Here is a 23,495-nt window from a genome sequence, read left to right on the forward strand (position 1 = left end):
ACATGAGCCATGCACACGTTCCTTTGGGGTACGGCCACGGCCTCGTACCAGATCGAAGGCGCCGCGAACGAGGACGGGCGCGTGCCCTCGATCTGGGACACCTTCTCCCACGAGCCTGGCCGTACCCGTGACGGCCACACCGGCGACGTCGCCTGCGACCACTACCACCGCTGGCCCGAGGACGTGGCGCTGATGAAGGAGCTCGGCGTCAACGCCTACCGCTTCTCCGTCGCCTGGCCCAGGGTCATGGGCGGCCCCGCCGGACTCGACTTCTACGAGCGCCTCGTCGACGCCCTGCTCGACGCCGGGATCACGCCCACACCCACGCTCTTCCACTGGGACCTGCCCCAGGAACTGCAGGACCTCGGCGGCTGGCTGAACCGCGACACCGCGCACCGCTTCGCCGACTACGCCGCCCAGGTCGCGGCCAGGCTCGCCGACCGCGTCTCCACCTGGATCACGCTCAACGAGCCGTTCGCCCACACCATCGAGGGACACGCCCTCGGGGTGCACGCTCCCGGCCAGGCCCTCATGCTCGACTCGCTGCCCGTCGCCCACCACCAGCTGCTCGCGCACGGCCTGGCCGTACCAGCCCTGCGCGCGGCCGGGGCGGAGCAGGTGTGGATCACCCAGAACTGCTCGCCCGCCTGGGCCGCCACCCCGGCCGACCAGGCCGCCGCCGACGCCTACTCCACACTGCACAACTGGCTCTTCAACGACCCGGTGCTGCTGGGCCGCTACCCGGACCTGTCGGCGTTCGGCGTCGAGCCTGACTTCGTGCGCGACGGCGACCTGGAGATCATCTCGGCGCCCATCGACGGCCTGGGCATCAACTACTACAACCCCACGCTGCTCGGCTCGCCGACGGGCGACGGCCTGCCCTTCGACCTGCTGGAGATCACCGGCTACCCGACCACCTCGTTCGGCTGGCCCGTCGTGCCCGACGGGCTGCGCGAGCTGCTGGTCTCCTTCAAGGACAGGTACGGCGCGGCGCTGCCGCCCGTCTACATCACCGAGAACGGCTGCTCCTCCGACGAGCCCCTGGACGACCAGGACCGCGTCGCCTTCCTGGAGGGCCACCTCACGGCTCTGGACCAGGCCAGGGCCGAGGGTGTGGACGTGCGCGGCTACTTCGTCTGGTCGCTGCTGGACAACTTCGAGTGGGCCGAGGGCTACCACCAGCGGTTCGGCCTGGTGCACGTCGACTTCGAGACGCAGCGCCGCACCCCGAAGGCCTCCTACCACTGGTTCAGGAAGTACCTCGCAGATCGATGATGATCTTTCCTACCTGGTGGCCCGCCTCCATGTAGCGGTGCGCCTCGACGATGTCGTCGAGGGCGAAGACCCGGTCCACGTTCGCCTCGAACGCGCCCCCGCGCAGCCCGGCGGAGACGAAGGCGACGGCCCTGCGCAGCCGCTCGGGGTCCGTCGTCGTCTCGTGCACGGTGTAGGTGCGCACGGCCAGCGCAGGCATGCCCAGCTCGAAGCCGGGATAGGGGGTGGGCTGCCCGCTCAGCAGGCCGTACAGCAGGAGCGTGCCTCCGGGGGCGACCACCCTGCCCAGCTCCAGCACGCCGGGACCGGCGACGGCGTCGAAGACGATCTCGGCGCCCCGCCCGCCGGTCAGCTCCAGCACCCGCGGGCCGATCTCCTCGGCCGAGGTCACGATCACCTCGGCCGCCCCCGCCTTCAGCAGTGCCTCCTTCTTGGCGTCCGTGCGGGTGGTGGCGATGGGGATCGCGCCGATGTGGTTGGCGACCCGGATCGCGGCCAGGCCGACGCTGCTGGAGGCGGCGGTGATCACCACCGTGTCGCCTGCCCGCAGCCCGCCCTCCACCAGCGCGCCGTACGCGGTCAGGTAGGGCATCCACACCGCCGCGCCCGCCACCGCGTCGACGCCGTCGGGGCGGTGCAGCACGGCGGAGGCGGGGACGATCGCCTGCTCGGCGTAGACGCCGTAGTCGTTCATGGAGAAGCCGGGCACCACGCTGACCGCCTGGCCGGACTCGAACCCCGGGGCGTTCGACGTCAGCACCACGCCCGCGGCCTCGGCTCCCAGCAGGGAGGGGAACCGCTTGACCGGCACGATGTAGTTCCCGCTGCGGAACAGGGCCTCGGCGCGGTTGAGCCCGATCGCCTGCACCTGGATGAGCAGCTCGCCCGGGCCCGGCTCGCCGACGGGCACGTCGTCGAGCTTCAGCACCTCGGGCCCGCCCAGCTCGTGGAAGCGCACAGTTCTGGTCATCACGAAACTCCATGCATTAGTACGACGGCCATCGAAGTTCGATGACCGTCGTACTATAGCCCGGATCAGAACACCGAGACGTGCACGTGGTCCCAGTGGTTGGCGGTCACGCCGCCGCGGTCGGACATCGGATCCCAGCCGCCGCCCGAGCGGATGTCGTAGTAGCGCTGCTTCCAGATGATGTACATCACGCCGAGCTGCTGCCCGTTGTCGATGAGGTACTGGGCGATCTGGTCACCCCAGTGGGCGGAGTCGCCGCCGGCCATCTGCCCGCCCAGCGTCATCATGAAGTCGCACGCCCGGCCCTTGCCGTGTTCGCCGGGGTCGCCCGCGCGGAAGCAGCCGACGCTCTTGACCGGGAAGTTGGAGGTCACCGCGTTGCGGACGGCGACCATGCGGGCCGTCAGGCCGTCGCCCGAGGTCGGCGGCTGGAAGCCGAACTTGGTGAGCAGCTGCTGCACGTCGCGGCGCTTGCCCTGCATCTTCTTGATCTCGGCCTCGAGCTTGTCGACCTTCTGGGAGGCCGCCGCCCTGGACGCCTTGGCCTCCTTGATCAGCTCCTTGAGCCGTTTGACCTGGTCGGCGCGCTCCTCGGTCAGATAGGACAGGCTCGCCGCGCGCCCCAGGACCTTGTACGGATCACCGGCGCCCAGCAGGCGGGAGGGGTCCATCGGACCGGTGATGTAGCTGGTCTGCGCCATGGCCGTGACGTCGCCCCTGGCGTTGGCCAGCAGCTTCTCCAGCCTGGCCGTCTGCGTGTTGGCGTCCTTGATCTGGACCTTGATCTCTTCGAGGCTCTGGATCTGGCCGCGGTAGAGCTTCTCGAGCTGAGCGGCCTGCTTGGTGAGGCGCTTGACCTTGGCCGGGTCGGGATCGGCGAGGGCAGGCTGGGAGACAGGGCTGGCCAGGAGCATGACAAGGACGGCGAACGACACGGCGATACGGCCGGATCTCACGCTCGTCCTCCCCTCAAGCGACGGGCGAAACTATAGAAGGTGATCTTGATCTCTGCCACCTGAACGGGGGAACTCATGCACCATTAGCGAAGTTTCTACCATTTATCGGGCACCTTGCCGAAAGCGCCAGAACATGCTTCGGTTTGAATCAACAACCAAGCGTCCGGTCATTGGAGGCTCGCGGCATGCGCCAGCACGACAAGCTTTTCATCGGGGGCGAATGGGTGGCCCCAGCGGGCACCGGAACGATTGACGTCATCTCCCCGCACACCGAGGAGATCGTCGGCCGCGTGCCCGACAGCACCCCCGCCGACATGGACCGCGCGGTGGCCGCCGCGCGCGAGGCCTTCGACCACGGCCCCTGGCCGAGGCTGAGCTTCGCCGAGCGCGCCGACGCCATCGCCAGGCTCGCCGAGATCTACGCCGCCAAGCAGGGCGAGATGGCCGAGCTGATCACCGAGGAGATGGGCTCGCCGATCACCTTCTCCCAGCTGGCCCAGGCCCCCCAGCCGCTGGGCATGCTCCAGTTCTACGCGGAGTACGGCAAGACGTTCCAGCAGGAGGAGCAGCGCCCCGGACTGTTCGGCCCGACCACCGTACGGCGCGAGCCGGTCGGCGTGGTGGCCGCCGTGGTGCCCTGGAACGTCCCCCAGTTCGTCACCATGACCAAGGTCGCCCCCGCGCTGCTGGCCGGATGCACGATCGTGCTGAAGCCCGCCCCCGAGACCCCGCTCGACGCCTACCTGCTGGCCGAGATGGTCCAGGAGGCCGGCATCCCCGCGGGCGTGCTCAACATCGTGCCCGCGGGCCGCGAGGCGGGCGAGCACCTGGTCAGCCACCCCGGCATCGACAAGGTCGCCTTCACCGGCTCCACCGCCGCCGGCCGCCGCATCGCCTCGATCTGCGGCGAGCAGCTCAAGCGGGTCAGCCTGGAACTGGGCGGCAAGTCCGCGGCGATCGTCCTCGACGACGCCGACCTGACCTCCAGCATGGGCATGCTGGCCATCGCCAGCCTCATGAACAACGGCCAGGCCTGCGTGGCCCAGACCCGCATCCTGGCCTCGCGCAACCGCTACGACGAGGTCGTCGAGGCCGTCGCCGGCATGGTGGGCGGCCAGCCCGTCGGCGACCCGAGCGACCCCACCACCGGCATCGGCCCGCTGGTCGCCAAGCGCCAGCAGGAGCGGGTGGAGAGCTACATCAAGATCGGCATGGACGAGGGCGCCAAGGTCGTCGTCGGCGGGCTCGACCGGCCCTACGACCGCGGCTGGTACGTCGCCCCCACGGTCTTCTCCGGCGTCAACAACGACATGCGCATCGCGCGCGAGGAGATCTTCGGCCCGGTGCTGGCGGTGATCCCCTACGACGACGAGGCCGACGCGATCCGGATCGCCAACGACAGCGACTACGGCCTGGCCGGAACGGTGTGGACCAGCGACACCGAGCACGGCATGGACATCGCCCGCCAGGTGCGCACCGGCACCTACGGGGTCAACTGCTTCATGCTGGAGGCCAACACGCCGTTCGGCGGCTACAAGGCCAGCGGCGTCGGGCGCGAGCTCGGCCCCGAGGGCCTCAGCGGCTACCTGGAGTACAAGACCATCTCCAGGCTGGGATAGCGGATGGGCCCAGCGCGCCCCCGCGACGCTGGGCAACCACCCGAACACAGGAAGTATGTCTCAAGTCCAACGGTTGACGCTGGACTATCCCCACGACATTTCTCCCAGGGGGTATCTTCCATCCGCCCTAAGTAGACGCTGTTTACTCAGGAAAGGTTCGAAGAGATCCAATTTCCGATGCGATGAATGAGATCGGGCCTGGCAGCCGACTCGGCGTGACCGTAGCCGGGCTCGATCCACAACTCCTTCGGCTCGCGAGCCCCCTCGAAGAGCTGGTGCGCGTGCTCCAGCGGGAAGAAGGTGTCGCTGTCGCCGTGGACCACCAGCAGCGGGGTGGGTGAGATCAGCGCGGCCGCCTCGTGCGGCGGCACCGGCACCGGGTCCCACGGCCCGCGGGCGATCCTGGTGCGCTTGCCCACCGAGGCCGCCCAGCGCCCGACGGGGCGCTCGATCGCCCAGTGCACCGTGCGCATCGGGCGGGTGCCCCGGTAGTACCAGCGGGCGGGGGCGCTCACCGAGACCACCGCGTCCACCCCGCCGTGCAGGCCCGCGTGCCGTACCGACACCGCCGCGCCCATGGAGAAGCCCACCACCGCGATCTTCCGGTAGCCGATCACCCGCAGGTGCCTCACCGCCGCCTCGACGTCCAGGACCTCCAGGTCGCCCACGGTGCTCAGACCGGTCGAGCGGCCGTGCCCGCGGAAGTCGAAGGCGACCACCCCGCCGGTGCGGCTCAGCACGTGCGCGATGCGCCTGGTGTCCTTGCACCGCCACGACCCGGTGAAGCCGTGCGCCAGCACGATGCCGATCTCGGAGCCGGGCCCCGGGGTGTGCACGGCGTCGAGCCTGACCCCGTCCTTGGTGACGAGCATGGCGGGATAGTTGGTGGCAAGAGGCATGCCAGCCAGGTTATGACCTCGCCGGATCGAGCCCGTGGGCGACCGCCGATCAGCCCGCGAGCTCCTGCGGCCCCACCACCACGCGCACGCGCGACTCCTCCGCCAGCTCCGGCCGGTCGCTGATCATCACCCTGGCCGCGGCGCCGCGCACCGCCTCCGGAGAGGGCGGGTAGGCCAGCGGCATCGCCACGGCGCCCAGGGCGATCACCGCGTTGGCCGCCACCAGCAGGTCGGTGCCGGTGGGCAGGCAGATCAGCACCGCGTCGCCCTCGCGCACGCCCCGTTTGCGCAGGCGCAGCACGGCCGCCACCGTCCGGGCGTCGAACTGCGCCTCGGTCAGCGGCAGGCCGGTGCCAGGGTCGACGCACACCACGCGGTCCATACCTGCCACCGTAGAGACGAAGCCAGGCACGAACATGGGGCGGATTATGCAGAAGATTATGCAGACCCCAGGTCGTGCTCGGCGGCCCACACCGCGATCTGCGCGCGGCTGGTGAAACCCAGCTTGTCCATGATGTTGGCGATGTGCCTGGCGACCGTCGCCGGGCTGATCACCAGCTCCTCGCCGATGGCCCGGTTCGACAGCCCGCGCACCAGCAGGCCCGCGATCTCCTGCTCGCGGGCGGTCAGCACGGTGCGCCGGCGCGGAGGCGGCGGATCCACCACGCTGACGTGCTCCTGCTCCAGCACCCTGCCCGCGGCCTCCTCCGGCGACAGCTCGCCGCCCTTGGCCCACATCGCGGCGGCCCTGCCGTCGCCGAGCTTGGCGCGGGCCCTGGACATCAGCTCGTCGGTGCGGACCCGTGAAGCGGGCTGCCCCATCGACTCGCGAAGCCGCTGGACCGCCGCCGCGGTCAGGACGGCGCCCTCCAGGTCGCCCTCCTTCTCGGCCAGGACCGACAGCGCCGACAGGCAGTGGGCGATGGTCAGGCGCTGGCCGGTGCCCTTGGCCAGGGCCAGGCTCCTGGCCAGGTGGCGCCGGGCGGCGGCGAAGTCGCCCAGCTGCCCGGCCACCCTGCCGCTCCTGGACAACACCCTGGCCAGCTCGGCCCGGTTGTCGAGCTCCTCGTTGAGCGGGACCGCGGCGGCCAGGTGCCCCAGCGCCGCCTCCAGGTCGCCACGTGCCTCGGCCAGCACGCCGAGTTGCAGGCTGACCTGGGCGATGATCCACGGGTGCCCGTGCTCGCGCGCCGCCCGCAGGGCCTCCTCGACGTGCCGCCGCGCCTCACGCAGCCGGCCCTCCGCCATCGCCAGGGTGGAACGGTAGAGCAGGGCTGCGGCCAGGGTGAACCGGTCGGCGTGGGCCCTGGCCCGGTCGATCAGCTCCTCCAGCCAGACCCCCGCGGCCTCCCGCTCTCCCAGGCGCAGCAGCACCCTGACCGCGATCGCGTAGACCACGCCGAGCCGGAAGTGGTAGGCGCCGGCCCGCAGCCCCTCCACGCCCTCCAGGGCCAGCTCGCGGGCCTGGAGCAGCTCGTCGCGCGCCTCCAGCCCGTAGGCGATGAACGACCTGGCCATCAGCAGGTCGGAGGCGGCCACCGCCGACACGTCCATCGCCAGCAGGAGGACGAGCCAGTCGGCCGCCTCCGCCTCGTCTCCCGCCACCGCCAGGGGCGCCGCCGCGATCAGGCACAACTCGATGCCCGCGCGGGCGTCACCGGCCCTGATCGCCCAGTCGAGCGCCGTCCGGGAGTCGTCGAGCAGCGCCGACGCGCGCTGGAAGGCCTCCAGCCGGTCGGGGCGCTCCATGCGCTGCTCCTCGAAGGTGACGCGGAGCCCCCTGGCCTGGACGGCGAGCACCTCCCGCAGGTGCCGCCCGGCGAACCGGTCGCCCTCGCCCGCCTCGGCCAGCCGCTCGGCGGCGAACTGCCTGATGGTGGCCAGCAGCCGGAACCGCTCGCCCTCGCCGATGACCAGCGACTTGTCGACCAGCCCCGACAGCAGGTCGAGGATCTCCTCCTGGCGCAGGTGGTCGTCGTGGCAGACCTGCTCGGCGAAGGCCAGGTCGAAGTCTCCGGGGAAGACCGACAGGCGGTGCAGCAGCGCCTTCTCCTTCTCCTCCAGCAGGTCGTGGCTCCACTGCACGGTGGCCAGCAGTGTGCGATGCCTGGCGGGAGCCGTACGGTCACCGGAGGTCAGCAACGTGAAGCGGTCGCCGATGCGGTCGATGATCTGGCGCGGGCTGAGCACCTTGGTGCGCGCGGCGGCCAGCTCCAGGGCCAGCGGCAGCCCGTCGAGCGCCACGCACAGATCGGCCACGTCGGGCAGCACGTCGAGGGAGATGCGGATCCCGGCGGCCGTCGCCCGCTCCATGAACAGCAGCACGGACTCCGCGTCGGGACGGCGCGCGTCGGGCAGGTCGAGCGGCGGGACACGCCAGATGAGCTCCTGCGGGATGCGCAGCGGCTCGCGGCTGGTGACCAGCACGCGCAGGTCGGGGCACGAGGCGACCAGCCGGGCGACCAGCTCGGCGCAGGCCTCGACCAGGTGCTCGCAGTTGTCGAGCACGAGCAGGGTGCGCGCTCCGCGAAGGTTCTCGATCAGCCCGTCGACCAGCGGCCTGGCGCCCTCCTCCCGCACGCCGAGCACCCCGGCCAGCTCCTTGGCCACCAGGTCGGGCCTGGCCAGCCGGGCCAGCTCCACCAGCCTGACCCCGCCGGGGAAGCGGTGCACGAGACGCTCGGCCACGCGTAAGGCCAGGCGGGTCTTGCCGATGCCGCCCACGCCGCACAGGGTCACGACGCGTTCGTCGGCGAACAGCGCGCACAACTCCTCGACATCCCGCGCCCGGCCGATGAAGCGGTTGGGCTCGACGGGAAGGTTGTGGTTGGCCGCCTGCGGGGAGTACACGACTCCCTCAGTGTCGCATCACGGCCGTTGGCTGAACACCATCTCATCCACAACACGTATGCCCCGCTGTCCCGCCAGCCTCCTGCCCAGGTCGGCCGGGCCGACCATCATCGTGGCGCGGTGTTCGGACATCAGCACGCGGCAGCCGATCAGCGTCGGCTCGTAGGCCAGCACCACGTGGGCGCCCGCCGTCAGCGCCAGGCCGAGCAGGCGTAGCGACCGCAGACGGTCGCCGACCGCCGCCAGGACGACGTCGTCCCGGCCGATCATGCCGCCCTTGGCCATACGCCGCAGATCGTCGGTGAGATCGGCCTGACTGAGCACCGTGTCGCCCAGCGCCAGCGCCGGACCGGCGATCGGGCCGAACTCCAGGGAGTCTCCGGTGTACAGCTCGGCGAAGGTGCTCGCCCCGGGGGTCGGCTCGACCGTGAAGACCTGCCTGGTCTCCTCGGGATCGAACCGGTTGTAGGTGACGGCCATGCGGGCCTGCCCGTTGGGATGGGCGAACGAGACGACGCCACCGGCCCACGAGACGGCGTGGACGGCCAGCAGGAGCGCGATGCCGGGAGGCAGGTCGACCGACACCCGGTCCCCTGGTCGCAGGCCCCGGCGGCGCAGGCCTGCGGCCGCCTGGGTGACACGACGCGACAGGGCCGCGTAGGACAACACCTCTCCGGTCCTGACCTCCGTCACCGCCAGGCGATCGCCCCGCTCGGGGGCTGCGCTCAAGACGAGTTCTGTCCAGGTCATGATGTTCAATCTAGGGAGGCGCACGGCCGCTGCCATGCGCAAAACCATGCACGGACCTATGTATGTTCGTGCGGCCCCGGCTTCGCGGTTGCATTCCGGGGACAGGTGGAACCGGCCGACGCCGTGACGCCTGTCGCGCCACGGCGCCGGCCGGGCTCGGTGATCAGCCGGGGCGGACGACGATCATGGTGTGGCCGTGCACCGTCAGGCTGGTGTGGGCGCCCGACAAGACGGGGGCGATGCGCGGCGGCACCGCCGCGAGCGTCACGCCGTACTGCCCGATCAACTCGCGGCAGCGGCTCAGCGACGTGTCGGCGGTGGCGACGATGTGCGCGCCCGCCATCAGCGCCACATCGAAGATCATCGCCTGCTCGCGTGCCTCCGTGGCGGCCACCAGCACGACGTCGCGCTCGCGCAGCCGCAACTCGCGCGAGATCCGGCGCAGTTCGGCCACCATCTCGGCATGGCTGACCACGCGCCGGCCGTCGAAGCTGGCGGCCGACGCCACGGGCACCCGCTCCGGCGCGCCGTCGAGATCGCAGAAGGCCGTCGCGCCGTGCACCTCGCCGAAGGCGAAGATCTGCCTGATCCTGGACTCGCCCACCGCACTCGTCGACCAGCTCGCCAGCTCGGCATCGGTGATCAGGATGCGCGCCCGGCTCGAACACAGCCGCTCGTAGAACAACTCGGTGTCCATGTCGGCTTCGAGCGGCACCACCAGGCCACCGGCCGAGGCCGCCGCGTGCATGGCCAGCGGGTAGTCGGCGCCGGGCGGCAGATGCACCAGCACCGGGTCCCCGGTCGACAGGCCACGCTCGCGCAATCCGGCCGCAGCCCTGTTCAGGCGCTTGGGCAACAACTCATAGGTGAGGATCTCGCCGGTCCCGGCATCGGTCACCGCCGGGCGGCCGTTGCGGCGCCCGGCCTCCCCCAGCACGGCATCAGTCCAGGTAGGCATGGGTTCACCGTAAGAACCGGACGCGCGGCGTACATGCGTACGAATATGCAGCGACCTAACCATTCACGATGCGGTGCTCCAGGGCCCACGCCGCGACCTGGGTGCGGGAGGAGAATCCCAGCTTCAGCATGATGTTGGCGACGTGCCTGGCGACCGTCGCCGGGCTGATCACCAGCTCCTCGGCGATCCTGCGGTTCGACATGCCCTTGACCAGCAGGCCGACCACCTCCCGCTCCCGTTCCGTGAGCAGCGAGGCGGCCTCCATCGAGACCTGCTCCCCCGGCCCCGGCGAGGCCGGTGCCACGGGCTCGGCCGACTGAGCCCTCTGCAGCGCGGCCTCCTCCGACATGGCGCGGCCGTGGGCGTACAGCAGACCGGTCCTGGACTCGCCGATCTCCGCGCGGGCCCTGCCGAGGATCTCCTCCGCCCACGCCACCGACGAACGTTGCCCGATCGCGTCACGCAGCGCCGCCACCGTCCCGCACAGCAGCACCGCGCTCTCGATCTCACCCGACGCCTCGGCCACCCGCGCCAGCGCCGCGAGCCCGCGCGTCACCCCGCGCCGCTGGCCGATCTTGCGGCTCAGCTCGATGCTCTCCACCAGCCGGTCCCTGGCCCTGCCCAGGTCGCCCTGCTGCGTGGCGACCCGGCCGAGCTCCGCCAGCGCCCTGGCGATCTCCGGCTTGGCGTCGAGCGCCTCCAGGTACGGCAGGCTGGCCTCCAGATTGGCCCTGGCGTTCTCGTAGTCCTCCCTGATGCGCCCCAGCACGCCCACGCTGATGAGCGCCCGCCCGATGCCCCACGGCTGGTCGGTCTCGCGGAAGGCGACCAGGGCGTCCTCCGCGTGGCGCTGGGCCTCGCGCAACCTGCCGCCGAGCCCGGCGATCAGGGTCAGGCCGTTGTGCGCCATGCCGATGTTCCACAGGTCCCCCGCCTGAGTGGCGCCCTCCAGCGCCTCCTCGGCGTGCCTGCGCGCCTCCTCGGGGCGGCCCGTGCGCAGGTAGATGATCGCGACGTTGTTCAGCGTCAGGCCCAGCGCGAAGCGGTAGCCAGGCCTGGTGCGCATCAGCTCCAGGCCCCGCAGCGCCGACCTCTCGGCGGTGGCCAGGTCGTCCTGGCCGAAGGCCATGTCGGCCTGGCGCGACCAGGCCTCGCCCACCAGCTCGGGACGCACCCCGCTGGTGTCGAGCGACAACAGCCGTTCGTACCAGGCCCGGTTCTCGATCCAGGTGCCTCGCACCGCCCAGATCGGATACAGGTAGCAGGCCGTCTCCAGGCCCACCTCGGCCTGCCCGGTCTCCACCGCCCAGGCGAGCGCCGCGCGGTGGTCGGCGTTGCGGTCGGCGACCTTGCCGAAGGCCTGCAGCCGCTTGTCGCCCGGCAGCTTCTTGAGCATGTCGACCCAGAAGTCGTCCCTGGCGCGGTCACGCGTCACCCTCAGGTGCCGGTCGCGCAGCTCCTGCTCCTCGCCCGCCTCCTTGAGCTGCTCCCTGGCGAAGTGGGCGATCGTCTCCAGCAGGCGGTACCTGGCCTGGTCGAACTGCACCAGCGACTTGTCGACCAGGCCGGCGAGCAGGTCGAGGATGTCCTCGGCGGGCAGGATGCCGTCGCCGCAGACCAGCTCCACGTACTCCAGGTCGAACTGGGCGGCGAAGACGGCCAGGCGCCGCAGTAGCACCCGCTCGCCCTCCTCCAGGAGGTCGTGGCTCCACTGGACCGTGGCGAGCAGCGTGCGGTGCCGGGCGGGCGCCGTACGCTCGCCGCCCGTCAGGAGCTTGAAGCGGTCCTTGATGCGGTCGGAGATCTGCTCGGGCGAGAGCACCCTCGTCCGGGCCGCGGCCAGCTCCAGGGCGAGCGGCATGCCGTCGAGGGCCCGGCACAGCTGGCCGACGGTACGCATCGTCTCGTCCGCGGGCTCGAGCCTCGACCCCGACGCGTAGGCGCGCTCCAGGAACAGCTGGACCGCCTCGCTCGCCTCGATCGCGCCGTCGTCGGGCAGGTCGAGCGGCGGCACGCGCCACACCAGCTCACCCGCGATCCGGACCGGCTCCCTGCTGGTCGCCAGGACCCTGAGGTTGGCGCAGTTGGCGATCAGCGCGTCGACCACCCGCGCGCACTCCTCGATCACGTGCTCGCAGTTGTCGAGCACCAGCAGGATGCGCTGCCCCGCGATCCGCCCGATGAGCGTGTCGAGCAGGGTCCTGGAGCCTTCCTCGGCCGCCTGCAGCACGTCGGCGAGCATGTGCAGCAGCAGATCGGCCCGGGTGATCTTGGCCAGCTCGACCAGCCACACCCCGTCGGCGAAGTCGTCGACCACCCGCCCGGCCACCTGCAGCGCGAACCTGGTCTTCCCGATGCCGCCCGCTCCGCACAGCGTGACCACCCTGTGCCTGGTCAGCAGCCCGGCGACCTCGGTCAGGTCGCGTTCCCTGCCGATGAATCGGTTGGGCTCAAGAGGGAGGTTGTGGGGCATCGTCGTCCCGTGGGTCGAGGCTCGATCATTTCGGAGTCTCGTCGGAGTGGGGAGACCTTGCAAGCGCGAGTAACTTTTGTCCTGTATCTCACTTAAGCCACGGTGATGGCATCAATCGGTCACCGAGTCTGGCCTTCGATCTCGCGGCGTGGACGAAGCCCAGGACGAGCAGAGCGAGGCCCCACCCCAGGATGTACGGCAGAGCGGCGGGTCCGGTCAGCCACTGCGGAACGACCAGGAAAGCGAAAATCCAGATCGCCGTCCCGCCGACGACGAGCTTTGCGCCGCGGCTGACCCCGAGGATGGCCGCGAAGGGCCGCCACCCCACCTCGAAGAGCGGCACCGCGACCAGCAAGGCGGTCACCGGGAGCACGGCGATCCGCAGCGCGGTCCCGCTCTCATCGATCGCCTGCGTCATCACGGTGAAGAGCGGGACGCCCGCCAGCCATATCGCGAACGGCAGCACGCCGTGCCTGCGCAGGTTGGCCTGGTCCATCGCGTCGAGCTGGGCGCGGGCCCCGGCTCTGTGCCGGTTGACGACGACGCGGACGCCGCCACGACGTCTGGCGCGCACGACCCAGCCGATCACCAGGACCAGCACGACGGCGCCGGCGATCGCCGCCTCCAGGGCGGGGTTGTCCACGAGCACGTTGACGATGATGAGGATCAGAGCGACGGCGCCTAAGAAACCGTTACGACCCATCGATCAACCGGCCTTCCCGCTTCAGCGTGCGGCGCAGCGGCACGGTGTACGGCATGGTCACCAGCCAGCCCGCCACGCCCCAGGCCAGCGCGTAGAGCCACCAGCGCGGCTCGATGGTCACCGCCGCGAGTGCCGTGAAGGCCGCCGCCGCGTTGCCCCATGCCACCGGCCCCGCCTGCCGTACGCGCGGGCCCATGTCCTGCCACAGCCACCACGCCACCAGCGCGCCGACGAGGGGTGGCCAGACGCGCATCACCACCTGGTGCCCGCCGGTGAGGGCGACCATCGGGACCAGGGCGGGCAGGACGGCGAAGCACAGCACCGAGCCGGTCTCGGCCGCCGCGAGGCGCAGGTTGTCGGCGTCGAGCGCGGCCCACCAGGCTCGCTGGCCCTCGCGGCGTTTGCTGAGGGCGGCACGGATCGTCTTGCCCGAGCGCCTGGCCTTGATCAGCTGCCAGCCCAGCACCGTGGCGCCCACCGCCAGCAGGAGCGAGGCGTCGCGGTGCACGGGCAGGTGGAGGGTCCTGACGAGGGCGGCCAGGCCTTCGTCGAGGAGCAGGATGGCGGCGCCGGCGGCCAGGAGTGCGGCGCACCCGGTCGCGGCGTCCCTGACCTCACTGTCGGCCAAGGCGCCCCCACGGCTTGCGCGCCCGGGCCTGGCGTCGCTCGGGCCGGGCCGCGAGCCAGACGACCCATGTGACGAAAATCCCGGCGAGCGCGACGCTCAGGCCGTCGAGGTCCGGGATGTCCACGGGTCCGATGATGCCCCAGAGCCGGCCCACCGTCACGCTCACGGTGGTCAGGGCCAGGAAGGTGACCAGCGGGAAGCCCGCCCGCCTCATCCGGACTCACCTCCGGACCCTGGGAAACGTTCGGTGTCGGACAGGCGACGAGGACGGGTGGCCCGGGGAGACATAGGCTGAAATGTACTGCTTTGCGCAGGGCGCGCCATAGGTGCTAACGGGATCAACTAAAATGGAGTCGCCGCGACTTCGCGCGGACGACCCCACGAGCTACAGAGCGAGACACCACCATGCCTTTGAACCGCCGCGACGACCTGCGCAACATCGCGATCATCGCGCACGTCGACCATGGGAAGACGACGCTGGTCGACGCCATGCTCTGGCAGTCGGGGGCGTTCCGCGCCAATCAGGACGTCGACGACCGCGTGATGGACTCCAACGACCTCGAGCGCGAGAAGGGCATCACCATTCTCGCCAAGAACACCGCGGTCAAGCACGGCGACATGACCATCAACATCATCGACACCCCCGGCCACGCCGACTTCGGCGGTGAGGTCGAGCGCGGCCTGTCGATGGTCGACGGCGTCGTGCTGCTGGTCGACGCCTCCGAGGGCCCGCTGCCGCAGACGCGCTTCGTGCTGCGCAAGGCCCTGTCGGCCAAGATGCCGGTCATCCTGTGCATCAACAAGGTCGACCGACCCGACGCCCGCATCGCCGAGGTCGTCGACGAGGTCTACGCCCTGTTCATGGACCTCGACGCCACCGACGACCAGATCGAGTTCCCGATCGTCTACGCCTCGGCCAAGGCCGGGCGCGCCTCGCTCGCGCGTCCCACCGACGGCGGCATGCCCGACAGCGAAGACCTCGAGCCGCTGTTCGACATCATCAAGTCGACCATCCCGGCCCCCACCTACGACCCGACCGCGCCGCTGCAGGCCCACGTCACCAACCTCGACGCCTCGTCGTACCTGGGCCGCATCGCCCTGTGCCGCATCCACCAGGGCACGATGAAGAAGGGCCAGCAGGTCGCCTGGTGCAAGACCGACGGCACGATCCAGCGGGTGAAGATCACCGAGCTGCTCATGACCGACGCGCTGGAGCGCAAGCCCGCCGAGGAGGCCGGCCCCGGCGACATCATCGCGATCGCGGGCATCCCCGAGATCATGATCGGTGAGACCCTGGCCGACCCCGACGACCCGCGCCCGCTGCCGCTGATCACGGTCGACGAGCCAGCCATCTCGATGACCATCGGCACCAACACCTCGCCGATGGTCGGCCGGGTCAAGGGCTCCAAGGTCACCGCCCGCATGGTCAAGGACCGTCTGGAGAAGGAGCTCGTCGGCAACGTGTCGCTGCGCGTGCTCCCGACCGAGCGTCCCGACGCCTGGGAGGTGCAGGGCCGTGGCGAGCTGGCGCTGGCCATCCTGGTCGAGCAGATGCGCCGCGAGGGCTACGAGCTGACCGTCGGCAAGCCGCAGGTGGTCACCAAGGAGATCGACGGCAAGGTCCACGAGCCGGTCGAGCGCCTGACGGTCGACTGCCCCGAGGAGTACCTCGGCGCGGTCACGCAGCTGCTGGCCGTACGCAAGGGCCGCATGGAGCACATGACCAACCACGGCACCGGCTGGATCCGCATGGAGTTCATCGTGCCGGCCCGTGGCCTCATCGGCTTCCGCACCGAGTTCCTCACCGAGACCCGCGGCACCGGCCTGGTCCACCACGTGTTCGAGGCCTACGAGCCGTGGTTCGGCGAGCTGCGCACCCGCAACAACGGCTCGCTGGTCGCCGACCGCTCCGGCCCCGTCACCGCGTTCGCGATGACGAACCTGCAGGAGCGCGGCACGCTGTTCGTCTCGCCCGGCACCGAGGTGTACGAAGGCATGATCGTCGGCGAGAACTCCCGCTCCGACGACATGGACGTCAACATCACCAAGGAGAAGAAGCTCACCAACATGCGCTCCTCCACGGCCGATGTGACCGAGACGCTCACGCCGCCGCGCGTCCTGTCGCTGGAGCAGGCGCTGGAGTTCATCCGCGACGACGAGTGCGTCGAGATCACTCCCGAGACCGTGCGCATCCGCAAGGTGGTGCTCGACGCCTCCACCCGCGCGCGCACCGCCGCCCGCGCCAAGCGCTCCAACTAGCGCCCGCACCACCCGAAGGCCCGCGCGGACGCGCGGGCCTTCGGCGTTCGCGGGGAGGGTACGGCGCCGCTCTCGTGATGGGACCGTTATCCCTATCGCTAGAACCTTTCCCTCTGTCAATGGATCATCAGTAACCGTGGGTCCGTTACGGGTGGTCATCGGTTATGCGCTGGCCGCGATATCGGCCGGGGCGATCGTCTGGGGCGCCGCGGCCGCCGAACCCGTGCCACGATTCCCCCAACCGCCGTTCGAGACGCAGACCCTGCAGACGGAACCCGATGGCCCGCCGGTCAGCGAGTCGCTGATCCCGCCGGAGATCACGACGAAGGTGACGGTCTCCGACCCCTCGGAAGCCGACCTCTCGCTTGCGCCGCAGGGCCGCATCGACGTGGGACGGCGGCAGGCCAAGCTGACCATCGTCCACACCCTGAGCGTCGACGCGCGCCAGAGCTCCCTGCTCGACGGGATCAGGGCGCACGCGAAGTTCCCCCAGCAGCTGGCGAGCGAGACCAACGAGCTGTTCGGTCCCACGACGGTGCTCAAGGGCGAGGAGCTGGCGTCGACGCGACGCAGCCCGCCGGAGACCACCACGTCCGGCGGGGTCACCAAGGTCTCCTACAGCCTGGTCCTGCTGCGCCAGACCGGCATGGGCGAGCCGCTCACCGTGAAGTTCCAGGTCCCCACGAGACGGCCCTACCTGGTCGACCATCGCAAGATCTCGGTGGAGTCGAAGGAGTGGGTGGTCGTCAGGACCGGCGGCTTCGTCCCCGACAAGGAGACGAAGGAGGGCATCGAGGTCACGATCAACCCCAACGACATCGAGATCACGCTCGCGCACCGCAGCCACAGCCTCGTCGACGCGGCGCAGAACTCCGACGTCTCCTGGTCGGCCGCGCTGGGCGTGCTGACCGCGATCGTGCTCATCGTCTTCCTGATGCGCGCGCTGGGGAGCGAGTGGTGGTATCGCATGCTCAACCGCGAACTGGCCGTCGGCGCCGGGTTGTGCGCCGCCGTCGCCGCGATCGCCATCCCGCTGCAGCAGGCCGAGCGCGAGGCCTCCGAGGCCGCGGCGCAGGCGCTGCACTCCTCGGCGATCGTCGGCTACGTGGCGCTGTTCGTGCTGCTGCCCGCGATCGCGCTGCGCCACGCCGTCAAGCTCGTCCCCGGTCCCGCGCCGTGGAACACCACCGACCTGCTGGTCGTCACCGGCTCCGGCATGCTCATCGGCGTCGGCATGCTCACCTGGTCGGGCATCCACCACCAGCTCGGCATGCCCACGCTGCTGGCCACCGCCACGATCGCCGCCGCGGCCGCCGCGGGCGCCGCCGTGGCGTTCGGCGCCGACCTGGGCGACCGGGCCATGGTCGTACGGCTGGCGCTGATCGCGGTGGGCATCGCCCTGGGCACCCTGGCCCTGGCGTTGTGGATGCGCGCGCTGATGAGCGGCGAGGCCTACCCTCCGGACAGCACCCGCCTGGTGCTGGCCCTGGCCTGGTCGCTGATCCCGATCGCCGGGATCGCCGTGGCCACCCGGCAGTGGTCGCGCGTGGTCGTCGGCATGGGTTTCGTGGCCGGGCTGCTGGTGCAGGGCTGGCCCAGCGAATGGCTCGACGCCAACTCGTGGACCAGGCAGATCGAGGACACCTACCCCGTCTACCCGACGCTCGGCGTCTTCCCGCTCGACGCCCTCTACCGGGGCATGCTCGGCCTGCTGCTGCTCAGCTTCATCTTGATCGTGCTGCGGTTGCGGCGGCTCGGCGACTCGCCCATGGCGCTCAACAGCAGGGCCGTGCAGGGAACGATGATGGCGGCCCTGCTCGTGGTCTACCTGACGCCCCGCGAGGACGCGCTCGACGTCGGCGTGCCGCTGCCGTCGCTGGCGATCACCTCGCTCATCGCCTGGCTGGGCGCGACCTGGCTGATCACCGGGCCTCGCCTGGAGTTCCGCGAGCCGCTCACCCATGCCGAGCACCGCGACATGATCCGCGACGCGCTCCACCAGCGGCTGCTCTTCCAGGCCAAGCAGGAGCTGTATCGGCTCGGCCGCGGCAAGCTCGGCGCCGGGGAGATGACGCTGGAGGACTTCGACAACCAACGCCGTGACCTGAACCACGCCCTGGGCGAGGAGTCACACCGGCCGGAGACCGCCTTCGCCACCTCGGCGGCCTGCTCGCCGTGGCACAACGGGGTGATGGCCTTCACGCTCACGCTGGCGCTGACCCTGCCGTTCGCCGCGCTGTTCGGCTGGCCGTCGGGCACCGACCTGAGCGTCTTCGTCTTCGACGCCCGCGGGCTGCTCGCCCTGCCCGTCTTCGGCTTCCTGTTCGGCTACTTCTACCCGCTCCTGCGCGGCACCCAGCCGATGACCAAGGCGCTCTACCTGATGACGGCCGCCACGGCCACCGAGATCTCCGCCTACGTCACCGCGTTGTTCGAGCCCGACATCGGCGCGATCGACAAGTTCCAGGTGATCGCCATCGTCGTCGGGCAGACGGCGCTGGCGTGCATCGGGCTCGGGCTCTACTGGGAGTGGCGGCTGATGCACCTGGCCGGCGAGCCGTGGGGCAGGGTGCGCAACGTGCGGAGCGTGCGCAGCCTGGCGACCCCGCTGATCGCGGTCGTCATCGCTGCGGGCACCACGGCGGCCACCACCGTGGCGGGCAAGACCGTCGACCGGATCCTGCGCGGCGACTCGATCACGACCGGGCAGGTCCAGAACTCGCAAGGACCGTGAACCCCGCCTTCTCGAAGGTGACCCGGTAGCCGTGGTCGAGGAGGAAGCGCACCCTGGCCTGCTGCTCGCCCACGTCCTTGAAGGGGAAGACCCGGCGTCGGGTGTCGGCGATCACCCAGGGCGCCCACCGGGGAGTACGGTCCCACAGCAGGACCTCGTTGCCCGCCGACAGGGCGGGGGCCAGGTTGTTGGGCGCCTCGACGCGCACGCCTCCTGGCACCGCCGCGACGGCCTCGGCCGCGGCACGCTCGCGCTCGTCTCGCTGGTAGGTCGCGGGGTCGGCGAGCGTGGCCAGGGAGAAGAACGGCACGCTGACCACCGCCACGACGAGCACGGCCACGGGCCATACCCGCCGCACGGCCCGCGCCTGTCCCGCCCGCCGTACGGCACGCAGCCGGCAGGCTCCGTCGACGCCCGCGAAGAAGACCACCGTCACCAGGAACGCGTTGTAGTGGTATTCGGGCACCCACCAGTTGGGGAACGCGCTGGCCAGCATCCGCTCGGCCAGCAGCGGCACCGCGGCGAGCAGCACCGGTGACAGGCACGCCGCCAGCAGCGTCACCCCCAGCAGCAGCCCCAGCGTCACCAGCTTGACCGGAGGGGTGCCGAGCTGGGCCAGCGCCGTCAGCGGCTGGGTGAGCACCGTCGTGGCCGCCTCCGTCATCGTCGAGCCGAGCGCCCCGTAGGCCCAGTAGTAGTCGGGCCGCCCGCCGAAGGCGGGGATGAGCACCTGCGACGCCAGCCAGGTGAACCCGAGCCCTCCCGCCAGGAAGCACCCGCCCATCACCCTCCAGCCGCGCTGCCGCGCCTGGGGCGCGGCGCCGGCCACGTGGGCGCCGTCCAGGGCCCGCCATCCGCGCTGGGTGAGCAGGGTCAGGCCGAAGCCCGCGACCAGCAGGCCCATGTCCTCCTTGACGGCCAGCAGCGCGAGCGCCGCGAGGACGACGTGGACCTTGCGCCCGGCCTGCCAGCGTTCCAGCATGACCGCGGCGGCCAGCGGCGCGAAGGCGACCTCGTGGAAATCGAAGGCGACGGCCTCGACGACGGGCCACGACAGCAGGTAGGCCGCGGCGACCAGGTGGGCCGCCGCGACTCCCATGGCCCGCCGAGTGAACACCCACAGCGGGACCGCCGCCAGCGCCATCAGCACCGCCTGCGCGACCAGCAGGGTCACCGAGGTGTCGGCGACCCAGTAGAGGGGTGCCAGGAGCGCCAGGATCGGCGAGAAGTGGTCGCCGAGGACGGAGAAGGCGGGCCCGAAGTCGTTGTGGACGCCCTTGACGATGGCCACGGGCGGGCCGAAGCGCGAGTAGGAGCGCACGGCCTGGTCGAAGATCACCAGGTCGTAGGCGCTGGCCTGGAAGTTGGCCAGCCGGAGCAGGGAGAGCGCGGAGTAGACGGCCGCCGCGGCGACGGTCATCGCCGCCAGGAGCATGGTGTCGCGACGGGCCCGCGCGGTGGGCGCCTTCACCGGGCCGGCAGCTCGCTGCCCCTCACGTGGTCGGAGAGCCAGTCGACCAGCGGGGCGAAGTCGCGCCAGCTCTCCCGCACCCGCTCGGCGACCTGCGCGGTGTGCACCCACGGCTCGGGCTCGAAGCGCAGCCCGGCGTAGAGGCTCTTGTGGCGCAGCAGCTCCAGCCGCGGGTGTGCCTCGTCGACCCCGCGCGGCCTGGTCTTGAGTCGCTCGCCCTCGACCGCGTAGCCGGCCTCGCGCAGCGAGTCGACGAGCTTCTCCAGCGGCATCCCGGTCAGGTCGTAGTCGACGGCGGCGCGGTAGCGGGCGATCTGGTCGGAGGCGCCGCTGTAGTAGCCGCCGGCGACGTAGAGCCCGTCGGCGCTGATCTGCACGTAGAGGCCGATCCCGGGGCAGCTGTCGACGAAGGCGCCCTGGTGGTCCTTGTAAGGCGACTTGTCCTTGGAGAAACGCACGTCACGGTAGGGCCGGAACAGCGTGGCGACGCCGAACTCCTCCCCCAGCTCCTCGGCCAGCGCCAGCATCGGCGCCCGCACCGCGTCATCGTAGAGATGCTTGTTGCGGGTGAAGTAGGTCTTGGAGTTATCCGCCTCGAGGCCTTCGTAGAACAGGAAGGCCTCGTCGGGGAAACCAGTGAACGCCATGCCGTACAGAGTGCCACGGCGTGCCGACAACTACCGACGTCGCTTGGCCGTGCCGAAAATGGATCGGCTGATCTCGCGTCCCAGCGTGTTCGCGATCGACCGGGTGAAGGAGCGGAAGAACGACGAGCCGAGGATGCCCTCGACCATCGACGGCTCCTGCCGCTGGGGCGGCGGCGCGGTGGGCGCGGTGGGCGCGGGTGCCTGCGGCGCCTGGGCCAGCACCCGGGCGGCGAGCATCTCGTAGGCGGACTCCCTGTCCACCTCCGTTCCGTACCTGGGCATGAGCGGCGACTGGGCGATGAAGCCGCGCATCACCACCGGGTCGATGGGCCCCATCTGCGACTGCGGCGCCCGCAGCCGGGTCCAGGCCACCGGCGTGGGCACGCCCTTGTCGCCCAGCACGGTCACCACGGCCTCGCCGATGCCGAGCTGGGTGAGCACCTCCTCCAGGTCGTATCCGGAGTTGGGGAAGGTGGACACGGTCGCCTTCAGCGCCTTGGCGTCCTGCGGGGTGAAGGCGCGCAGGGCGTGCTGCACCCTGGCTCCGAGCTGGGCGAGCACGTCGGCGGGCACGTCCTTGGGCGTCTGGGTGACGAAGAAGATGCCCACGCCCTTGGAGCGGATCAGCCGCACGGTCTGGGTGATCGACTGCAGGAACGCCTTGGAGGCCCCGGTGAACAGCAGGTGCGCCTCGTCGAAGAAGAAGACGAGCTTGGGCTTGTCGGGATCGCCCACCTCGGGCAGCTCGCCGAACAGGTCGGCCAGCAGCCACATCAGGAAGGTCGAGAACAGCGCGGGCCGGTCCTGGACGGCGGGCAGCTCCAGCATGGAGACGACGCCGCGCCCGTCGGGCAGGACGCGCAGCAGGTCGGCGGTGTCGAAGGCGGGTTCGCCGAAGAACTGCGCGGCGCCCTGGGCCTCGAAGTTGACCAGGGTGCGCAGGATGACCCCTGCGGTCTGCTTGGACAGCCCTCCGACGTCCTTCAGCACCCCGGGATTGTCGATCAGGTACTGGATGACCGAGCGCAGGTCCTTCAGGTCGAGCAGCGGCAGGCCCTGCTGGTCGGCGAAGTGGAAGATCAGTCCGAGCGACGACTCCTGGGTGTCGTTGAGCCCGAGGACCTTGGACAGCAGCGTGGGGCCGAAGTCGGTCATCGTGGCCCGGAGCGGGATGCCGTCGCCGATGCCGCCCAGGGAGTAGAACTCCACGGGGGAGGGCGTGCCCACCCAGTTCTGCCCGATGCCGGCCGTACGGCTGAGCAGTTTGTCGGAGCCGGCGCCCGGCACGGACATGCCGGACAGGTCGCCCTTGACGTCGGCCAGGAAGACCGGCACGCCCTGCGCCGACAGCTGCTCGGCCATGACCTGCAGGGTGACGGTCTTGCCCGTGCCGGTCGCTCCGGCGACCAGGCCGTGCCGGTTGAGCATGCGCAGCGGGATGCGGATCTGGTCGGCCGGGCTCGGCTGACCGTCCACGAGCAGGGCCCCGAGGTCGATCGTGGGGCTGTCGAAGTCGTACTCGATCATCGTTCGGTGTACTTCCTTCCCGGTGCCGGGCGCTTGCCGTACAGCTCGGATACGGTCACGAAGGTGTAGCCGCGGCGGGAGAAGGAGGAGATCAGCGAGGGCACGGCGGCGACCGTGCTGCGGTGGATGTCGTGCAGGAGGACGATCGAGCCCGGGGTGGCGGCGGCGGCGCGGCGGGCCACGACCGACGCGTAGCGGTCGCGCCAGTCGAGGGTGTCGACGTTCCAGAGGATCTGGGCGAGCCCTTCGCGGCGGCTCTCGGCGGCGACCCTGCCGTCGGTCGAGCCGTACGGCGGCCGCATGACCTGCATGGTGACGCCGGTCTTGTCCTTGACGATGGCCTGGGTGCGGGCGAGTTCGGCCTTGATGCCCGAGCTGGACAAGGCGGTGAGCTGGGCGTGGCTCCAGGAGTGGTTGCCGAGCTCGTGCCCGTCTTCGACCATGCGGGGCAGGTTGCCGTCGCGGTCCTCGGCGACCATCTGCCCGACGACGAAGAAGGTGCTCCTGACGTTGCGTTTCTTCAGCAGGTCCAGCAGGTCGGCGGTGTATTCACCGGGACCGTCGTCGAACGTCAGCGCGACACATTTAATTTTGGCGCAGTTTATCGGTATTTTCCGTTTTGGCCATTGCGCCTGCATCCCCTTCAGGCGCTGAGCCAGCACTCCCAGGTCAGCCGCCGGCGAAGGAAAATCTCGTACTGCCATTTCCCTCGTCGACACCTGCGCCTTGCAGCCTGCTACGGCCAGGCCGACAAGAAGCACCCACACCCCCCACCG

General features: G+C 70.6%; 19 protein-coding genes. 4 read left to right on the plus strand and 15 right to left on the minus strand.

Annotated features, from left to right (window positions below; genetic code table 11):
- The first annotated feature begins 9 nt into the window (after window positions 1–9).
- The gene (locus ACIBH1_RS16210) at window positions 10–1,275 is read left to right on the plus strand and encodes a GH1 family beta-glucosidase (RefSeq protein WP_397314530.1); all 1,266 of its coding nucleotides are present in this window, start codon (window positions 10–12) and stop codon (window positions 1,273–1,275) included.
- Here ACIBH1_RS16210 and ACIBH1_RS16215 read toward each other — a convergent pair.
- Window positions 1,250–2,245, minus strand: coding sequence for a zinc-dependent alcohol dehydrogenase family protein (locus tag ACIBH1_RS16215; RefSeq protein ID WP_397314531.1), 996 nt, complete (start codon window positions 2,243–2,245; stop codon window positions 1,250–1,252). The two genes, ACIBH1_RS16210 and ACIBH1_RS16215, sit on opposite strands and share 26 nt — an antisense overlap.
- A gap of 65 nt (window positions 2,246–2,310) precedes the next feature.
- Complete coding sequence (locus tag ACIBH1_RS16220; protein ID WP_397314532.1) at window positions 2,311–3,201, minus strand: coiled-coil domain-containing protein; 891 nt, start codon at window positions 3,199–3,201, stop codon at window positions 2,311–2,313.
- Between the two features lie 185 nt (window positions 3,202–3,386).
- Between ACIBH1_RS16220 and ACIBH1_RS16225 the strand changes: the two genes are divergently transcribed.
- Window positions 3,387–4,820, plus strand: coding sequence for an aldehyde dehydrogenase (locus ACIBH1_RS16225; RefSeq protein ID WP_397314533.1), 1,434 nt, complete (start codon window positions 3,387–3,389; stop codon window positions 4,818–4,820).
- Between the two features lie 146 nt (window positions 4,821–4,966).
- On the opposite strand, the gene ACIBH1_RS16230 is transcribed toward ACIBH1_RS16225, so the two are convergent.
- The 9 genes from ACIBH1_RS16230 to ACIBH1_RS16270 all read right to left on the minus strand — a co-directional run bounded on the left by ACIBH1_RS16230 (window position 4,967) and on the right by ACIBH1_RS16270 (window position 14,295).
- The gene (locus ACIBH1_RS16230; RefSeq protein ID WP_397314534.1) at window positions 4,967–5,719 is read right to left on the minus strand and encodes an alpha/beta hydrolase; all 753 of its coding nucleotides are present in this window, start codon (window positions 5,717–5,719) and stop codon (window positions 4,967–4,969) included.
- Window positions 5,720–5,768: 49 nt separating this feature from the next.
- Window positions 5,769–6,101 (minus strand): AMP-binding protein, encoded by a 333-nt coding sequence (locus ACIBH1_RS16235; RefSeq protein WP_397314535.1) that lies wholly within the window; start codon window positions 6,099–6,101, stop codon window positions 5,769–5,771.
- A 56-nt stretch (window positions 6,102–6,157) separates the two neighbouring features.
- On the minus strand, window positions 6,158–8,569 hold the full coding sequence (locus ACIBH1_RS16240; protein ID WP_397314536.1) for an ATP-binding protein: 2,412 nt from the start codon (window positions 8,567–8,569) through the stop codon (window positions 6,158–6,160).
- Window positions 8,570–8,587: 18 nt separating this feature from the next.
- Window positions 8,588–9,319: an AMP-binding protein gene (locus tag ACIBH1_RS16245; protein WP_397314537.1), complete on the minus strand. Its 732-nt coding sequence runs from the start codon at window positions 9,317–9,319 to the stop codon at window positions 8,588–8,590.
- A 163-nt stretch (window positions 9,320–9,482) separates the two neighbouring features.
- The gene (locus ACIBH1_RS16250; RefSeq protein ID WP_397314538.1) at window positions 9,483–10,277 is read right to left on the minus strand and encodes an AMP-binding protein; all 795 of its coding nucleotides are present in this window, start codon (window positions 10,275–10,277) and stop codon (window positions 9,483–9,485) included.
- Window positions 10,278–10,332: 55 nt separating this feature from the next.
- Complete coding sequence (locus ACIBH1_RS16255; protein ID WP_397314539.1) at window positions 10,333–12,750, minus strand: tetratricopeptide repeat protein; 2,418 nt, start codon at window positions 12,748–12,750, stop codon at window positions 10,333–10,335.
- Window positions 12,751–12,838: 88 nt separating this feature from the next.
- The gene (locus tag ACIBH1_RS16260; RefSeq protein ID WP_397314540.1) at window positions 12,839–13,399 is read right to left on the minus strand and encodes a hypothetical protein; all 561 of its coding nucleotides are present in this window, start codon (window positions 13,397–13,399) and stop codon (window positions 12,839–12,841) included.
- Window positions 13,400–13,442: 43 nt separating this feature from the next.
- The gene (locus ACIBH1_RS16265; protein ID WP_397314541.1) at window positions 13,443–14,081 is read right to left on the minus strand and encodes a hypothetical protein; all 639 of its coding nucleotides are present in this window, start codon (window positions 14,079–14,081) and stop codon (window positions 13,443–13,445) included.
- The gene (locus tag ACIBH1_RS16270) at window positions 14,068–14,295 is read right to left on the minus strand and encodes a hypothetical protein (protein ID WP_397314542.1); all 228 of its coding nucleotides are present in this window, start codon (window positions 14,293–14,295) and stop codon (window positions 14,068–14,070) included. The genes ACIBH1_RS16265 and ACIBH1_RS16270 overlap by 14 nt, the downstream gene beginning before the upstream one ends.
- A 191-nt stretch (window positions 14,296–14,486) precedes the next feature.
- Here ACIBH1_RS16270 and typA point away from each other — a divergent pair, with 191 nt between their 5' ends.
- On the plus strand, window positions 14,487–16,340 hold the full coding sequence (gene typA, locus ACIBH1_RS16275; RefSeq protein ID WP_397314543.1) for a translational GTPase TypA: 1,854 nt from the start codon (window positions 14,487–14,489) through the stop codon (window positions 16,338–16,340).
- Window positions 16,341–16,476: 136 nt separating this feature from the next.
- Window positions 16,477–19,074: a hypothetical protein gene (locus ACIBH1_RS16280; protein WP_397314544.1), complete on the plus strand. Its 2,598-nt coding sequence runs from the start codon at window positions 16,477–16,479 to the stop codon at window positions 19,072–19,074.
- Here the strand turns inward: ACIBH1_RS16280 and ACIBH1_RS16285 are convergent.
- The 4 genes from ACIBH1_RS16285 to ACIBH1_RS16300 are packed head-to-tail and all read right to left on the minus strand — an operon-like array spanning window position 19,037 to window position 23,357.
- Window positions 19,037–20,545, minus strand: coding sequence for a DUF2079 domain-containing protein (locus tag ACIBH1_RS16285; RefSeq protein ID WP_397314545.1), 1,509 nt, complete (start codon window positions 20,543–20,545; stop codon window positions 19,037–19,039). The two genes, ACIBH1_RS16280 and ACIBH1_RS16285, sit on opposite strands and share 38 nt — an antisense overlap.
- Window positions 20,542–21,192, minus strand: a complete 651-nt coding sequence (locus ACIBH1_RS16290; RefSeq protein WP_397314546.1) for a DUF2461 domain-containing protein — start codon at window positions 21,190–21,192, stop codon at window positions 20,542–20,544. Before ACIBH1_RS16290 ends, ACIBH1_RS16285 begins: the two co-directional genes overlap by 4 nt.
- Window positions 21,193–21,222: 30 nt before the next feature.
- Window positions 21,223–22,719: a helicase HerA-like domain-containing protein gene (locus ACIBH1_RS16295; RefSeq protein ID WP_397314547.1), complete on the minus strand. Its 1,497-nt coding sequence runs from the start codon at window positions 22,717–22,719 to the stop codon at window positions 21,223–21,225.
- Window positions 22,716–23,357 carry a polysaccharide deacetylase family protein gene (locus ACIBH1_RS16300; protein WP_397314548.1) on the minus strand — a complete coding sequence of 214 codons (642 nt, stop codon included), beginning with the start codon at window positions 23,355–23,357 and terminating at the stop codon, window positions 22,716–22,718. Before ACIBH1_RS16300 ends, ACIBH1_RS16295 begins: the two co-directional genes overlap by 4 nt.
- Between the last annotated feature and the right edge of the window lie 138 nt (window positions 23,358–23,495).

Source organism: Nonomuraea sp. NPDC050663 (genome assembly GCF_044456985.1).
In the GTDB taxonomy this organism is placed as follows: domain Bacteria; phylum Actinomycetota; class Actinomycetes; order Streptosporangiales; family Streptosporangiaceae; genus Nonomuraea.

Bases quoted from the DNA above. Each gene is read 5' to 3' on its own strand.
- ACIBH1_RS16210 (WP_397314530.1), top strand. From the start codon at position 10: ATGCACACGTTCCTTTGGGGTACGGCCACGGCCTCGTACCAGATCGAA.
- ACIBH1_RS16255 (WP_397314539.1), bottom strand. From the start codon at position 12,750: ATGCCCCACAACCTCCCTCTTGAGCCCAACCGATTCATCGGCAGGGAA.
- ACIBH1_RS16215 (WP_397314531.1), bottom strand. From the start codon at position 2,245: ATGACCAGAACTGTGCGCTTCCACGAGCTGGGCGGGCCCGAGGTGCTG.
- ACIBH1_RS16225 (WP_397314533.1), top strand. From the start codon at position 3,387: ATGCGCCAGCACGACAAGCTTTTCATCGGGGGCGAATGGGTGGCCCCA.
- ACIBH1_RS16300 (WP_397314548.1), bottom strand. From the start codon at position 23,357: ATGCAGGCGCAATGGCCAAAACGGAAAATACCGATAAACTGCGCCAAA.
- ACIBH1_RS16250 (WP_397314538.1), bottom strand. From the start codon at position 10,277: ATGCCTACCTGGACTGATGCCGTGCTGGGGGAGGCCGGGCGCCGCAAC.
- ACIBH1_RS16270 (WP_397314542.1), bottom strand. From the start codon at position 14,295: ATGAGGCGGGCGGGCTTCCCGCTGGTCACCTTCCTGGCCCTGACCACC.
- ACIBH1_RS16235 (WP_397314535.1), bottom strand. From the start codon at position 6,101: ATGGACCGCGTGGTGTGCGTCGACCCTGGCACCGGCCTGCCGCTGACC.
- typA (WP_397314543.1), top strand. From the start codon at position 14,487: ATGCCTTTGAACCGCCGCGACGACCTGCGCAACATCGCGATCATCGCG.
- ACIBH1_RS16295 (WP_397314547.1), bottom strand. From the start codon at position 22,719: ATGATCGAGTACGACTTCGACAGCCCCACGATCGACCTCGGGGCCCTG.
- ACIBH1_RS16230 (WP_397314534.1), bottom strand. From the start codon at position 5,719: ATGCCTCTTGCCACCAACTATCCCGCCATGCTCGTCACCAAGGACGGG.
- ACIBH1_RS16290 (WP_397314546.1), bottom strand. From the start codon at position 21,192: ATGGCGTTCACTGGTTTCCCCGACGAGGCCTTCCTGTTCTACGAAGGC.
- ACIBH1_RS16245 (WP_397314537.1), bottom strand. From the start codon at position 9,319: ATGACCTGGACAGAACTCGTCTTGAGCGCAGCCCCCGAGCGGGGCGAT.